This window comes from Paenibacillus chitinolyticus NBRC 15660, assembly GCF_000739915.1.
GTDB lineage: Bacteria > Bacillota > Bacilli > Paenibacillales > NBRC-103111 > Paenibacillus_F > Paenibacillus_F chitinolyticus.
This window is the reverse complement of sequence record NZ_BBJT01000016.1, coordinates 76,081-89,400: the sequence shown is the minus strand read 5'-3', so window position 1 is coordinate 89,400 and position 13,320 is coordinate 76,081. Positions and strand designations below refer to the sequence as shown.

Here is a 13,320-nt window from a genome sequence, read left to right as displayed (position 1 = left end):
GCAAATGAGAGTCCTTTTGAACGTAACCGTTCAAAAGGACTCTTTTTGTTGTACCCGACTTTTTACTAATTAAAGGTCCCTTTTCTTACTAAGATCTCTACCTAATGAATGCGTGATGAGCTTTAGTTAAAACGGACGTTCTTGTAAACAGAGAGTTTAAGCCATTTGTTGAATGAAGTCGAATGAAATAAGAAATTGTTTTCGCAAGATCAAGGTCTTATAAAAAAAGCGTATATTAAAGAGCAGTATCCTGTGAATTTAAGGATAAACAAGCATGCTTTTTCACTAAACTGTTTAAGGAAAACGGTTTTGAACAGCCTTTCGGAAGGCATTTAAGAACAGAAAGCGAACTTTACTTCTTTTTTACGAATTGAATGTTCGTATTTCGTTTGACAGTCAAAAAGGTAACTGGTACACTAGAGGAGCGACAATACCTGACAAAGCACGTGAATATAGATGTTTACAATCTCGTATAATCATCGGGGATATGGCCCGAAAGTTTCTACCCAAAAGCCGTAAAGTTTTGGACTACGAGAGCGAAGCGAGGGGATCCCAGAAGGGGGGTTCCTTATGTTTGTGTCTCTTGCAGTCCGGCAGATAGAAGGAAGTAATCTATCTCTGGGCTTTTTTTGCGTCGGGAGATGAAAAGCTGAGGCTTGGGACTTTCTATTTAAAGTGGTTACCAATATGATAGTAAAGGCGGGTTACGGAGATGTCAGCACGAGTTGGAGTCATTATGGGAAGTAAATCGGATTGGGAAACGATGAAGCATGCTTGCGATGTGCTGGACGAATTCGGCATCCCTTATGAGAAGAAAGTCGTGTCGGCACACCGTACACCGGACTTGATGTTCCAATATGCCGAGCAGGCTGCTGAACGCGGACTGCGGATCATTATCGCGGGAGCAGGAGGCGCCGCTCACCTGCCGGGCATGGTGGCAGCGAAGACGGAGCTGCCCGTTATCGGGGTTCCCGTTAAAAGCAGAGCGCTGAACGGGCTGGATTCCCTTCTCTCGATCGTACAGATGCCGGCGGGTATTCCCGTGGCTACCGTAGCGATCGGAGAGGCAGGAGCTGCGAATGCCGGACTGCTGGCGGCGCAAATTCTTGGAGCATTCGAGCCCGAGCTTCAAAATAAAGTGCGTGAGCGCCGCGAACGCATCAAAGCACAAGTGTTGGAAGCGAGTGAGCTTGAATGACGGCGAAGAACAGCGGAGAAGAAACAGCAAAGGATAAGCTGAATGTAGGATCAGGCTCTGCGCAAGCACGAGAGACTAAGCCTCAGCAGGAAAGCAATGCCGCGGTTATGGCAATGTCCATGGAGAAGGCCGCCGCGCATGCGACACCGGAGCAGCACAAAGTCATCCCGCCCGGAAGCACCATCGGTGTTCTGGGCGGAGGCCAGCTCGGCCGCATGCTGGCGCTTGCGGGCCGAAACATGGGCTACCGGTTCGTTACACTTGAACCGGGTGCAGATTCGCCGTGCGGACAAGTGGCCGACCGGCAGATCCAGGCTTCGTACGGAGACGTGGACGCGGCGCGCGAGCTTGCGAGAGTGTCCGACGTAATCACGTACGAATTTGAGAACGTCGACGCCGCCGTGACGAAGTTGCTGACGCAGGAAGCCCACGTCCCGCAGGGCAGCGCCCTCCTGTACACGACGCAGCACAGGCTTCGCGAGAAGCGTGCGATCGAGGCAGCCGGCGTGAGGGTGGCCCCATATGCCGAGATTACAAGCGAAGAGGATCTTCGCGCGGCTGTCGGCAAATTCGGAACCCCCTGCGTGCTGAAGACCGCAACCGGCGGATACGACGGCAAAGGCCAGTGGGTCATCCGCTCGGCGGATGAGATTCCCGACGCTTTTGCCGAACTTAGCCGGGCCGGAACGGATCTGGTGCTCGAACAGTTTATCCGGTTCGAGAAGGAGATCTCGGTAATCGCGGCGCGGAGTCCCCGCGGAGAGGTGAAAGCTTTTCCGGCAGCGGAAAATATTCATGTCGAGAATATTTTGCATATGTCGATCGTGCCGGCCCGGATCAGCGCCTCCGTTCAAGAAGAGGCCGAACGTCTGGCGATTCGCATCGCGGAGTCGATGAAAGCGGTCGGGTTGATCGCCGTAGAGATGTTTTTGACAAAGGACGGGGAGCTGTTCGTGAATGAGCTCGCACCAAGGCCGCATAACTCGGGGCATTATACTATGGAAGCCTGCCTGACTTCGCAGTTTGAGCAGCACGTACGGGCTGTCTGCAATCTGCCTCTCGGTCCTACGGAACTGCTGACACCGGTAGTGATGGTGAATGTGCTCGGAGAGCATATGGAACCTCTGCTGAAATGGTTCTGTTCCGAGGAAAGCGAGGCCTCCGATTCGGGGGTAACGCCCAAGCTTCATTTGTATGGAAAAGACGAAGCGAAGACGAAGCGCAAGATGGGGCACATTAACCTTCTAACGAGCGATACGGCGAAAGCCGCCGAATGGATGGAACGTACCGGTATCTGGGATTCTATAAGTTAGGTCAAAGAGTTTTGAGACCGGTAAGGCGACAAGATGCGGGCAATTCCAGCGGAGATGCAGTACAATCACGGATGAGCCGGTCCATTGAACATGAGCAACAACAGAAGTTCGAGGCACATAAAAGGGTTCCAACTCAATCGAAACACAGATGGAGGGTTAACGATGATCGAAAGATACAGCCGGCCAGAAATGGTCAACATTTGGACGGAAGAAAACAAATTCAAGGCATGGCTTGAAGTTGAAATTCTCTCCTGCGAGGCTTGGTCAGAGCTTGGCGTCATTCCTAAGGAAGACGTGAAAGAACTGCGCGCCAAAGCGGATTTTGATATGGACCGCATTTATGAAATCGAGCAGGAAACCCGTCATGACGTGATTGCCTTCACGCGCGCGGTATCCGAGAAGCTTGGTCCCGAGCGCAAATGGGTGCACTATGGCCTGACTTCCACGGACGTTGTGGATACGGCTCTGGGCTATCTTTTGAAGCAGGCGAACGAAATTCTTGAAAAAGATCTTCTCAACTTCATCGGAATTCTTAAAAACAAAGCGATCGAGCACAAACATACCGCTATGATGGGACGCACGCACGGCGTTCATGCCGAGCCGACTACCTTCGGTCTGAAAATGGCCCTGTGGTATGAAGAAATGAAACGGAACCTGGAGCGTTTCCGTTTTGCGGCGGACGGTGTGCAGTACGGTAAGATTTCCGGCGCTGTGGGCACTTACGCGAACATCGATCCTTTCGTGGAGCGCTACGTGTGTGAGCGTTTGGGTACGAACCCGGCTCCGATTTCGACACAGACCCTTCAGCGCGACCGTCATGCGGAATATATGGCCACTCTCGCCCTGATCGCCACGTCTTTGGACAAGTTCGCGACAGAGGTACGCGCTCTTCAGAAGAGTGAGTTCCGCGAAGTGGAAGAAGCTTTTGCCAAAGGACAAAAAGGTTCGTCGGCAATGCCTCACAAACGGAATCCGATCGGATCGGAGAATATTTCCGGTTTGTCCCGCGTCATCCGCGGTCACATGGTTTCCGCTTATGAGAACGTCACGCTGTGGCACGAGCGCGATATTTCGCACTCCTCCGTCGAGCGCATTATTTTGCCGGATGCGACGATCCTGCTCAACTATATGCTCAATCGTTTCGGCAACATCGTAAAGAACTTGACGGTGTTCCCTGAAAATATGAAGCGCAACATGCAGAGCACGTACGGCGTACCTTTCTCCGGCCGTGTTATGACGAAGCTGATCGACAAGGGTTTCAGCCGCGAGCAGGCCTACGATACGGTACAGCCTCGCGCCATGCAGGCCTGGGAAGAGCAGCGTTCGTTCCGCGAAATCGTGGAAAACACCGCTGCCATCACCGAGCTGTTGAGTGCGGAGGAAATCGAAGACTGCTTCAACCCAAGCTGGCACCTGAAGCATGTGGATACGATTTTTGACCGTCTGGGCTTAAAATAATTCAGAACTACTGCTTGGGAGGACGCAAACATGGGCGCATCCGTCGCATTGTCGACCGCCGAACATCTCATTAAAGCCCCTTTGGTATACAAAGGCAAAGTCCGTGAATTGTACGACTTGGGCGAGCATTTCCTGATCGTCGTCACGGACCGCATCTCCGCTTTCGACTATGTGCTGGACCCGGCTGTGCCGGATAAGGGCAACGTGCTCAACACGCTGAGCAAGTTCTGGTTTGAGCTGACGACGCCTTTTATGGAAAATCACGTGGTGCACTGCGACGTCGAGCTCCTGGGGGATCTTGTAACGGAGCCGGCGCTTTTGAAAGACCGTGTAATGGTCACCAAAAAAGCGACCCGCATTCCGGTTGAATGCGTCGTACGCGGCTATATTACGGGCGGAGGCTGGCGCCAGTACCAGGAAACCGGTATGATCAACGGCATCAGGCTTCCGGAGGGGCTGCGCAAGAACCAGGTGCTGGAGCACCCGATCTTCACTCCGGCCGCGAAGAACGATGTCGGTCACGACGAGGACATCACCTACGATCAAATGTGCGAGCTGGTCGGCGAGAAGGTAACGGAGCAGTTGATGACCAAGAGCGTCATGCTTTATACCCTCGCTCATACGTATTGCGAGCACCGCGGAATCATTTTGGCGGATACAAAGTTCGAATTCGGATTTATCGGCAACGAGCTGATTCTGATCGACGAAATTTTCACGCCGGATTCTTCGCGCTACTGGGCCAAGGATAAGTACGAGCTGGATACGGAAATCGATTCGATGGACAAAGAACCTGTCCGCACGTATCTGGCGAACTCCGGCTGGGATAAGAACAGCGCACCGGACCCGCTTCCGGATTCCGTGGTGGAGGAAACTTCCCGCAGATACCGCGAGATTCTACAGCGTTTAACGGAAGAAACCGAGTAAGAGAGAAGCTGCACCGGGTTTGGCCGCGTAAGGCAGAGCCCGGTCCAAGCTTTCGGAGCACGGTCCGTTATCCGGGAGAGATGTGCATGCGCCGCCTAGCCGACAGGGCGGGTTGGGTGTAAATGTATCGGTTCGTTAACTATCCTTGTCATGAAAGATAGACGGAACAGACGGTTAACCGCCTTTACAGCACAGCGATTATAAGAATAAAACGGTCTAATTTTTCAGGAGATTAACTTTTCCAAGGGTAAAGAGTCAGAAGATTGAAAAAACAAGATGCCAAGAACGGTCAGACAGCCGCATGGAAGCACACGGCGATCGTGATACCAAGGGAGGACAAACCGTAATGAAAGCAACCGTCTATGTGACGATTAAGCAAAGTGTATTGGATCCGCAGGGAAATGCCGTTCAAGGCGCACTGCACTCGATGGGATTTGAAGAAGTCGGCAAAGTACGCGTCGGCAAGTATTTGGAGCTGGAACTGGATACGACGGACCGCGCGGAAGCGGAAGAGCGTTTGAAAGCAATGTGCGAGAAACTGCTGGCGAATACGGTCATTGAAGACTACCGCTTCGAGCTGAACTAACGGATCAGGAGGACATTCCCATGAAATTTGCGGTACTGGTATATCCCGGTTCGAACTGTGACATCGATTGCTACAAGGCGGTCGAGGACACGGTAGGCGAACCCGTCGATTACGTGTGGCATACGGCCACGGACTTGTCCGAATACGACTGCATTCTCGTACCGGGCGGCTTTTCTTACGGCGACTATCTGCGCTGCGGCGCGATTGCCCGTTTTGCTTCGGTAACTCAGGCTCTGGTGAAAGCGGCGGAGCAGGGCAAATATATTCTTGGCATTTGCAACGGTTTTCAAGTCCTGACGGAAGCGGGCCTGCTGCCCGGCGCGCTGCTGCGCAACCGCTCGCTTAAATTCCGTTGTCATTCCACTTTGCTTAAAGTGGTGAATAACGCGACTCCGTTCACTTCCGATTATGCGGAAGGCGAAGTGATCAACATCCCGATCGCGCACGGGGAAGGCAATTACTACTGCGACGAAGAGACGCTGCGCGAGCTTCAGCAGAACAATCAGATTGTTTTCCGTTATGAAACGGACACGAACCCGAACGGTTCGGTTGACGATATCGCGGGAATTTGCAGCAAAGAAGGCAACATCGTGGGCATGATGCCCCATCCGGAACGGGCCGTGGACGAGCTTCTCGGTTCGGTTGATGGCAAACGGATGTTTACGTCGATTTTAAACGCTTGGAGGGAACAACATGGCACAGCAGTTAGCCGCTAAGGAACCGAACGCGGAGCAGATCGCCGAGCAGAAAATCTATAAGCAGATGGGCGTAACCGATGCGGAATACGATCAAATCTGCGGATTTCTCGGACGCAAGCCGAACTACGTGGAAATCGGCGTCTTCAGTGTAATGTGGTCGGAGCACTGCTCCTACAAAAATTCCAAGCCGCTTCTCCGCCGTTTTCCTACGACCGGCGAACGCGTATTGATGGGTCCCGGCGAGGGCGCGGGTATCGTGGATATCGGCGACAACCAGGCTGTCGTGTTCAAAATCGAAAGTCATAACCATCCGTCTGCGATAGAGCCGTACCAGGGCGCGGCAACGGGAGTCGGCGGCATTATCCGTGATATTTTCTCGATGGGTGCACGGCCGGTGGCGCTTCTGAACTCCTTGCGTTTCGGACGTCTCCAGAACGACCGCGTTAAATATTTGTTCGAGCACGTTGTTTCCGGTATTGCCGGCTACGGCAACTGTATCGGAATCCCGACGGTGGGCGGCGAAGTTACCTTTGACGAAAGCTATGAAGGCAACCCGCTCGTCAACGCCATGTGCGTCGGTCTGATCGACCATGACAAAATCCAGCGCGGCGTAGCCAAAGGCGTGGGCAACCCGGTTTATTACGTCGGCCCGGCAACAGGCCGCGACGGTATTCACGGCGCGACTTTCGCGTCCGAAGAGCTGACGAGCGAATCCGAAGCGAAACGTCCTGCCGTACAGGTGGGCGATCCGTTCATGGAGAAGCTCGTGATGGAGTCCTGTCTGGAACTGATCGACACGGGCATCGTGCTCGGCATTCAAGACATGGGCGCCGCAGGTCTTACTTGCTCCAGTGCGGAAATGGCGAGCAAGGCGGGCAACGGTCTGGAGCTGTATCTGGACGAAGTGCCGCAGCGCGAGGAAGGCATGACGCCTTACGAAATGATGCTGTCGGAATCCCAGGAGCGTATGCTGTTCGTTATCGATCCGAAGGATGAAGCGCAGGCTCTCGAAATTTTCGAGCGCTGGGGCGTCATTTGCGCCAAAGTCGGCAAAGTGACCGACGACGGCCGTCTGAAGCTTTTCCATCAAGGTCAAATCGTGGGCGATATGCCGGTAACGGCACTTGTCGACGAGTGCCCGGTTTACAACAAGCCGTCCGCTGTTCCCGCTTACTACAACGAGCAGGCTAACACGGATACAACCCGTTACAATGAAGTGACCGATCTGAACGGGGCGCTGAAAAGCATCCTGGGCTCTCCTACTGTGGCGAGCAAAGAGTGGGTCTATAACCAATACGATTACATGGTACGCACAAGCACGGCCGTACAGCCGGGCTCGGATGCGGCGGTTGTCACGATCCGCGGCACCCGCAAAGCGCTTGCCATGACAACGGACTGCAACAGCCGTTACGTGTATCTCGATCCGGAAGTAGGCGGACGTATCGCGGTCAGCGAAGCGGCTCGCAACATTGTCTGCTCGGGCGGAGAGCCTCTGGCCGTGACGGACAACCTGAACTTCGGAAGCCCGGAGAAGCCGGAAATTTTCTGGCAGCTTGAAAAAGCGGTCGACGGCATGGCGGAAGCCTGCCGCGAGCTGAGCACGCCGGTTATCGGCGGAAACGTGTCGCTGTATAACGAGAACGCGAAGGGCGCGATTTACCCGACGCCGGTTGTCGGTATGGTCGGTCTGATCCAGGACACGGATCATATTACGACCCAAGGCTTCAAGAACGAAGGCGACGTTATCGTTCTGCTGGGCGAAACGAAAGCCGAGCTCGGCGGAAGCGAGTTCCAGAAGGTCGTGCACGGCGTGGTCGAAGGCCGTCCGCCGCAGTTGGACCTGGAGACCGAGAAACGCCTGCACGCAGGCGTACTGACCGCGATCCGCGAAGGTCTGGTCGCTTCGGCGCATGACCTCTCCGAAGGCGGCCTGGCGGCTGCCGTAGCGGAAAGCAGCATCTCCGGCGGACTTGGCGCCGACGTGGACTTCCGCACGGAGCTGCGCGCGGATCATGCGCTCTTCAGCGAGAGCCAGTCCCGCATCCTGCTCAGCTGCCGTCCGGAGAAGCGCGAAGCGCTGATCGCCTTGCTCCAAGAGAAGAACGTACAGGCGGAAGTTATCGGAACGGTAACCGGAACGAACGTGAAGGTCGACATAAACGGAAAACCTGCCGTTCAAGCCTCTATATCGGAGCTGCGGCAGGTATGGAAGGACGCGATACCATGTCTGATGCAGTAACGTCGGGTAAGGGGCTGTGGACCGGTTCTTACTATAATGAAGGTCACGGCGGACATGACGGTCTGTTCGACAAGCTAAAAGAGGAATGCGGCGTGTTCGGTGTCTTCGGACATCCGGACGCGGCTTCCTTGTCCTATTACGGGCTGCACGCGCTGCAGCACCGGGGACAGGAGAGCGCCGGCATTTGTACGGCGGACGCCGATAATTTTCACTACTTCCGGGGCATGGGCCTTGTTAAGGAAGTGTTCGACCAGTCGAACCTGCCTACACTCGTCGGCACGTCGGCCATCGCCCACGTGCGTTACTCGACGGCAGGGGAGAGCAAACTGGCGAACGCTCAGCCTTTGGTGTTCAAATACCGCGAAGGCGATCTCGCCGTTGCGACGAACGGCAACCTGGTGAACGCCGGCGAAATCCGCCAGCAGCTCGAAAAGCAGGGCTCGATCTTCCAGACGACGAGCGACACCGAAGTGGTCGCGCACCTTATCGCGCGCTCCAAGCACGATGACATTGTCGACGCGGTCAAAGACGCCCTGCAGCAGGTGATCGGCGCCTACGCGTTCCTCATCCTGACGAAGGACAAGCTGATCGCGGCGCTCGACCCGAACGGGCTGCGGCCTTTTGCGATGGGCAAGCTCGGCGACGCGTATCTGTTCGCGTCGGAGTCCTGCGCCTTCGACATCGTCGGCGGCACATACATGCGTGATCTTCTGCCGGGCGAGCTGCTGGTCCTGGACCGCAACGGGCTCACGGAAGACCGTTTCACGGAAAGTCAGACACGCGCTACATGCGCGATGGAATATATCTATTTCGCCCGTCCCGACAGCGACATCGATGCGATTAACGTCCACTCCGCCCGCAAGCGGATGGGCAAACGCCTCGCGTCGGAAGCGTTCGTGGACGCGGATCTGGTGACCGGCGTGCCGGATTCCAGCACGTCGGCCGCCATCGGTTTTGCCGAGCAGACCGGGATTCCTTACGAGCTTGGACTGATCAAAAACCGCTACACGGGCCGGACTTTCATCCAGCCGAGCCAGGAGCTGCGGGAGCAGGGCGTGAAGATGAAACTGAGCGCCGTGCGCAAGGTTGTGGAAGGCAAGCGCGTCGTCATGATCGACGATTCGATTGTCCGGGGTACGACTTCGCTGCGCATCGTGAACCTGCTCCGGGAAGCGGGAGCGACGGAAGTGCACGTGCGCATCTCTTCGCCGCCGTTCCAGAACCCGTGCTTCTACGGAATCGATACGCCGAGCCGCAAAGACCTGATCGCGGCGCAGAAGACGATCGAAGAGATCCGCCAGGCGATCAATGCGGACTCGCTGTACTTCCTCACCCAAGAAGGGCTGATCGACTCCATCGGCCGCAAGGACGGCGTGGAGAACGGCGGCTTCTGCACGGGCTGTTTCGATAATCGTTATGTGACTTACGTGAACGATAGCGAAAATGCGGTGGGCTGCGGCTGTTAAACCGCGGTGCTGCCGATACGTTTAACGATAGATTCAACATGTACGAATCAAAAGACAATCAAGCATGGAAGGTATCACCGTGTTTTAGCGGTGTGCTTTTCAAACCATTAGGGAGTGAGACAAGTGTCGGAGGCATATAAAAAAGCGGGCGTCGACATCGCGGCCGGTAACGAAGCCGTTGAACGGATGAAGAAACATGTGCAGAGAACATTCCGTCCGGAAGTGCTGACGGGACTCGGCGGATTCGGCTCGTTGTTCAGCCTGAACAAGGACAAATACGAAGAGCCGGTACTCGTATCGGGCACCGACGGCGTCGGAACGAAGCTCAAAATCGCGTTTGCGATGGACAAGCACGATACGATCGGGATCGATGCGGTGGCGATGTGCGTCAACGATATCGTGGTGCAGGGTGCGGAGCCGCTCTTTTTCCTGGACTATCTGGCCTGCGACCGTGTCATTCCCGAGAAGATCGAAGCGATTGTAAAAGGAATTGCCGACGGCTGCGCGGAGTCCGGCTGTTCGCTGATCGGCGGAGAAACGGCGGAAATGCCGGGGATGTATACCGAAGGGGAGTATGACATTGCCGGTTTTACCGTAGGAATCGTGGATAAGAAAAAAATCATCGACGGCTCCACCGTCCGCCCCGGCGACGCCGTGATCGGTCTTGCTTCGAGCGGCGTGCACAGCAACGGCTTCTCGCTGGTGCGCAAACTGCTTCTGGAAGAGAAGGGACACAACCTGACGGACACGATCGACGAGCTTGGCGGAGTCCTCGGCGACGTGCTGCTGGAGCCGACGAAGCTGTATGTGAAGCCGGTTCTCGGCATTCTGGAGCAGGTGGGCATCAAAGGCGCTGCGCACATTACGGGCGGAGGCTTCCTGGAAAACATCCCGCGTACACTGCCGGAAGGCGTGAACGTGAACATTCAGTACGGTTCTTGGCCGATTCTGCCGATCTTCTCTCTCATGCAGCGCGAAGGAAACATCACGAACAATGATATGTTCCGTACGTTCAACATGGGAATCGGCATGGTTATTATCGTGGCTCAGGAAGATGCGGAGAAGGCGCTGGAGATTGCCGCATCGTACGGTCATGACGCATACCGGATCGGGGAAGTGACGGAAGGCGGCAAAATCGTGACGTTCGAAGGCGCGGAGGTCTAGAATGGGACAACTGCGGATCGCCGTGTTTGCCTCGGGAAGCGGGTCGAATTTTCAAGCGGTCGCGGACGCCGTGCGCGGCGGCAGACTTGAAGCAGAGCTCGCGCTGCTCGTCAGCGACCGGCCGCAGTCGAAAGTGGTGGAACGGGCAAAACAGGCGGAAGTGCCTGTTTTCGCTTTTTCTCCCAAAGCGTACGACAGCCGGGAAGCTTACGAGACCGAAATCCTGCAGCTTCTGCGGGAGAAGGAAATTGATCTGATCGTGCTCGCCGGTTACATGCGTATCTTGACGCCGGTGCTGGTGGAGCCGTTTTACGGCCGGATGATTAATGTGCATCCGTCTCTGCTTCCGGCTTTTCCGGGAATCAAAGGGATTGCCCAGGCGCTGGAATACGGCGTTAAAGTGACCGGCGTTACGGTGCATTATGTTGACGGCGGGCTCGATTCGGGACCGATTATCGCCCAGCGTGCTCTTGAAATCCGGGAGGACGATACGGTCGAGAGCTTGACGGAGCGCGTGCATGCGGCGGAGCATGAGCTGCTTCCTCTTGCGATCGGCTGGATCGCGGAAGACCGCGTGACGCTGGAAGGCCGGCTTGTGCGTATTTCGGAACCGCAGACCGCCAAGGCAGCGGAGTAATAGAACAAGCTTTTTGTACAGGGCGAGATTTAATCGCATTTAGTATACAAAGGTTCAAATTAGACTTTCCAACCCATAGGAGGAGAAATCGTGGCAATCAAAAGAGCGTTAATCAGCGTATCGGACAAAACGGGCATTGTGGAATTCGCGTCGGAGCTGGCAAAGCTGGGCGTCGAGCTTATTTCGACGGGGGGAACGAAGACCCTTCTGGAAAAAGAGGGAGTGCCGGTCATCGGAATTTCCGACGTGACGGGATTTCCGGAAATTCTCGACGGGCGCGTAAAAACACTGCATCCCGCCGTACACAGCGGTCTTCTGGCCATCCGTGACGATGCGGAGCACCGCAAAGTGATGGAAGAGCTGGGCCTCGGGTATATCGACCTTGTGATCGTCAACCTGTACCCGTTCGCGCAAACGATCGCAAAGCCGGATGTGGAGTATGCGGATGCGGTGGAAAACATCGACATCGGCGGACCTACGATGCTGCGCTCGGCAGCGAAGAACCATGCTTTCGTCTCGGTCGTGGTGGATGCGGCCGATTATGACACGGTACTTACCGAAGTCCGTGAAAATGCCGATACGACACTCGAAACGCGCAAACGCCTGGCGGCGAAAGTTTTCCGTCATACGGCGGCTTACGATTCCCTGATCTCCGAATATTTGTCCGGACAAGTGGGCGAAGAATTCCCGGAACGCTATACGGTTACGTATGAGAAGGTCCAGGACCTGCGCTACGGGGAAAATCCCCATCAGAAAGCGGCGTTCTACCGCAAACCGCTTGCCGGTGAAGGAAGCATCGCGACAGCGGAGCAGATCCACGGCAAAGAGCTTTCTTATAATAACATCAACGATGCGAACGCAGCCCTGCAAATCGTGAAAGAATTTACAGAGCCCGCTGTCGTCGCCGTGAAGCATATGAACCCTTGCGGCGTCGGAATCGGCACGTCGGTGAAGGAAGCGTACGAGAAAGCATACGCGGCCGACCCTACGTCCATTTTCGGCGGAATTATCGCGGCCAACCGTCCGATCGACGGGGAAACGGCGCAACTGCTGCACGAAATCTTCCTGGAAATCGTCATCGCGCCTGACTTTACGGCGGAAGCATTGGAAATTCTTCAGAAGAAGAAAAACATCCGTTTGCTGAAACTGGGCAACTTTACCGAAGGACAGCGCAAGGCGCTGCATCTGGTCACTTCCGTAGAAGGCGGCATGCTCGTACAAGAGAGCGATGTTCACGCGATTTCCGAGGGCGATCTTAAGACGGCTACCGACCGCGAGCCGACGGAAGCCGAACTGAAGCAATTGCTGCTGGCCTGGAAAGTCGTCAAGCATGTAAAATCCAACGCGATCGTACTGGTGACCGAGGACATGACGATCGGAATCGGCGCGGGCCAGATGAACCGTGTAGGCGCCGCCAAGATTGCCATCGAGCAGGCGGGCGAGAAAGCCAAGGGTGCGGTACTCGCCTCCGACGCGTTCTTCCCGATGGGCGATACGCTGGAAATTGCCGCTGCAGCGGGGATTACGGCGGTCATTCAGCCGGGCGGTTCGATTAAAGACGAAGAATCGATTAAAGTGGCAAACGACAAAGGCATCGCCATGGTGATGACCGGCGTTCGTCATTTCAAACACTAGAA

11 protein-coding genes and 1 riboswitch are annotated in these 13,320 nt (G+C 55.4%); all 11 genes read left to right on the top strand.

The window, feature by feature from the left end; translation table 11 throughout:
- The first annotated feature begins 448 nt into the window (after positions 1-448).
- Positions 449-551: riboswitch (purine riboswitch) on the top strand.
- 161 nt (positions 552-712) lie between these two features.
- The 11 genes from purE to purH all read left to right on the top strand — a co-directional run bounded on the left by purE (position 713) and on the right by purH (position 13,318).
- Positions 713-1,198: a 5-(carboxyamino)imidazole ribonucleotide mutase gene (purE, locus tag PCH01S_RS26320; protein ID WP_042234851.1), complete on the top strand. Its 486-nt coding sequence runs from the start codon at positions 713-715 to the stop codon at positions 1,196-1,198.
- 113 nt (positions 1,199-1,311) lie between these two features.
- Positions 1,312-2,511: a 5-(carboxyamino)imidazole ribonucleotide synthase gene (purK, locus tag PCH01S_RS26315; protein ID WP_042234863.1), complete on the top strand. Its 1,200-nt coding sequence runs from the start codon at positions 1,312-1,314 to the stop codon at positions 2,509-2,511.
- Between the two features lie 162 nt (positions 2,512-2,673).
- The gene (gene purB / locus PCH01S_RS26310) at positions 2,674-3,969 is read left to right on the top strand and encodes an adenylosuccinate lyase (protein ID WP_042234849.1); all 1,296 of its coding nucleotides are present in this window, start codon (positions 2,674-2,676) and stop codon (positions 3,967-3,969) included.
- A 30-nt stretch (positions 3,970-3,999) separates the two neighbouring features.
- The gene (locus PCH01S_RS26305; RefSeq protein WP_009675271.1) at positions 4,000-4,893 is read left to right on the top strand and encodes a phosphoribosylaminoimidazolesuccinocarboxamide synthase; all 894 of its coding nucleotides are present in this window, start codon (positions 4,000-4,002) and stop codon (positions 4,891-4,893) included.
- Positions 4,894-5,239: 346 nt separating this feature from the next.
- Positions 5,240-5,479 carry a phosphoribosylformylglycinamidine synthase subunit PurS gene (gene purS / locus PCH01S_RS26300; RefSeq protein ID WP_009675257.1) on the top strand — a complete coding sequence of 80 codons (240 nt, stop codon included), beginning with the start codon at positions 5,240-5,242 and terminating at the stop codon, positions 5,477-5,479.
- A gap of 20 nt (positions 5,480-5,499) precedes the next feature.
- Positions 5,500-6,195 (top strand): phosphoribosylformylglycinamidine synthase subunit PurQ, encoded by a 696-nt coding sequence (purQ, locus tag PCH01S_RS26295; RefSeq protein WP_042234845.1) that lies wholly within the window; start codon positions 5,500-5,502, stop codon positions 6,193-6,195.
- The gene (gene purL, locus PCH01S_RS26290; protein ID WP_042234843.1) at positions 6,173-8,416 is read left to right on the top strand and encodes a phosphoribosylformylglycinamidine synthase subunit PurL; all 2,244 of its coding nucleotides are present in this window, start codon (positions 6,173-6,175) and stop codon (positions 8,414-8,416) included. The genes purQ and purL overlap by 23 nt, the downstream gene beginning before the upstream one ends.
- The gene (gene purF, locus PCH01S_RS26285) at positions 8,401-9,882 is read left to right on the top strand and encodes an amidophosphoribosyltransferase (RefSeq protein WP_042234861.1); all 1,482 of its coding nucleotides are present in this window, start codon (positions 8,401-8,403) and stop codon (positions 9,880-9,882) included. The genes purL and purF overlap by 16 nt, the downstream gene beginning before the upstream one ends.
- A gap of 123 nt (positions 9,883-10,005) precedes the next feature.
- The gene (gene purM / locus PCH01S_RS26280) at positions 10,006-11,046 is read left to right on the top strand and encodes a phosphoribosylformylglycinamidine cyclo-ligase (protein ID WP_042234840.1); all 1,041 of its coding nucleotides are present in this window, start codon (positions 10,006-10,008) and stop codon (positions 11,044-11,046) included.
- A 1-nt stretch (position 11,047) separates the two neighbouring features.
- Positions 11,048-11,683 carry a phosphoribosylglycinamide formyltransferase gene (purN, locus tag PCH01S_RS26275; protein ID WP_042234838.1) on the top strand — a complete coding sequence of 212 codons (636 nt, stop codon included), beginning with the start codon at positions 11,048-11,050 and terminating at the stop codon, positions 11,681-11,683.
- A 90-nt stretch (positions 11,684-11,773) separates the two neighbouring features.
- Positions 11,774-13,318, top strand: coding sequence for a bifunctional phosphoribosylaminoimidazolecarboxamide formyltransferase/IMP cyclohydrolase (gene purH / locus PCH01S_RS26270; protein WP_042234836.1), 1,545 nt, complete (start codon positions 11,774-11,776; stop codon positions 13,316-13,318).
- The last annotated feature ends 2 nt before the right edge of the window (positions 13,319-13,320 follow it).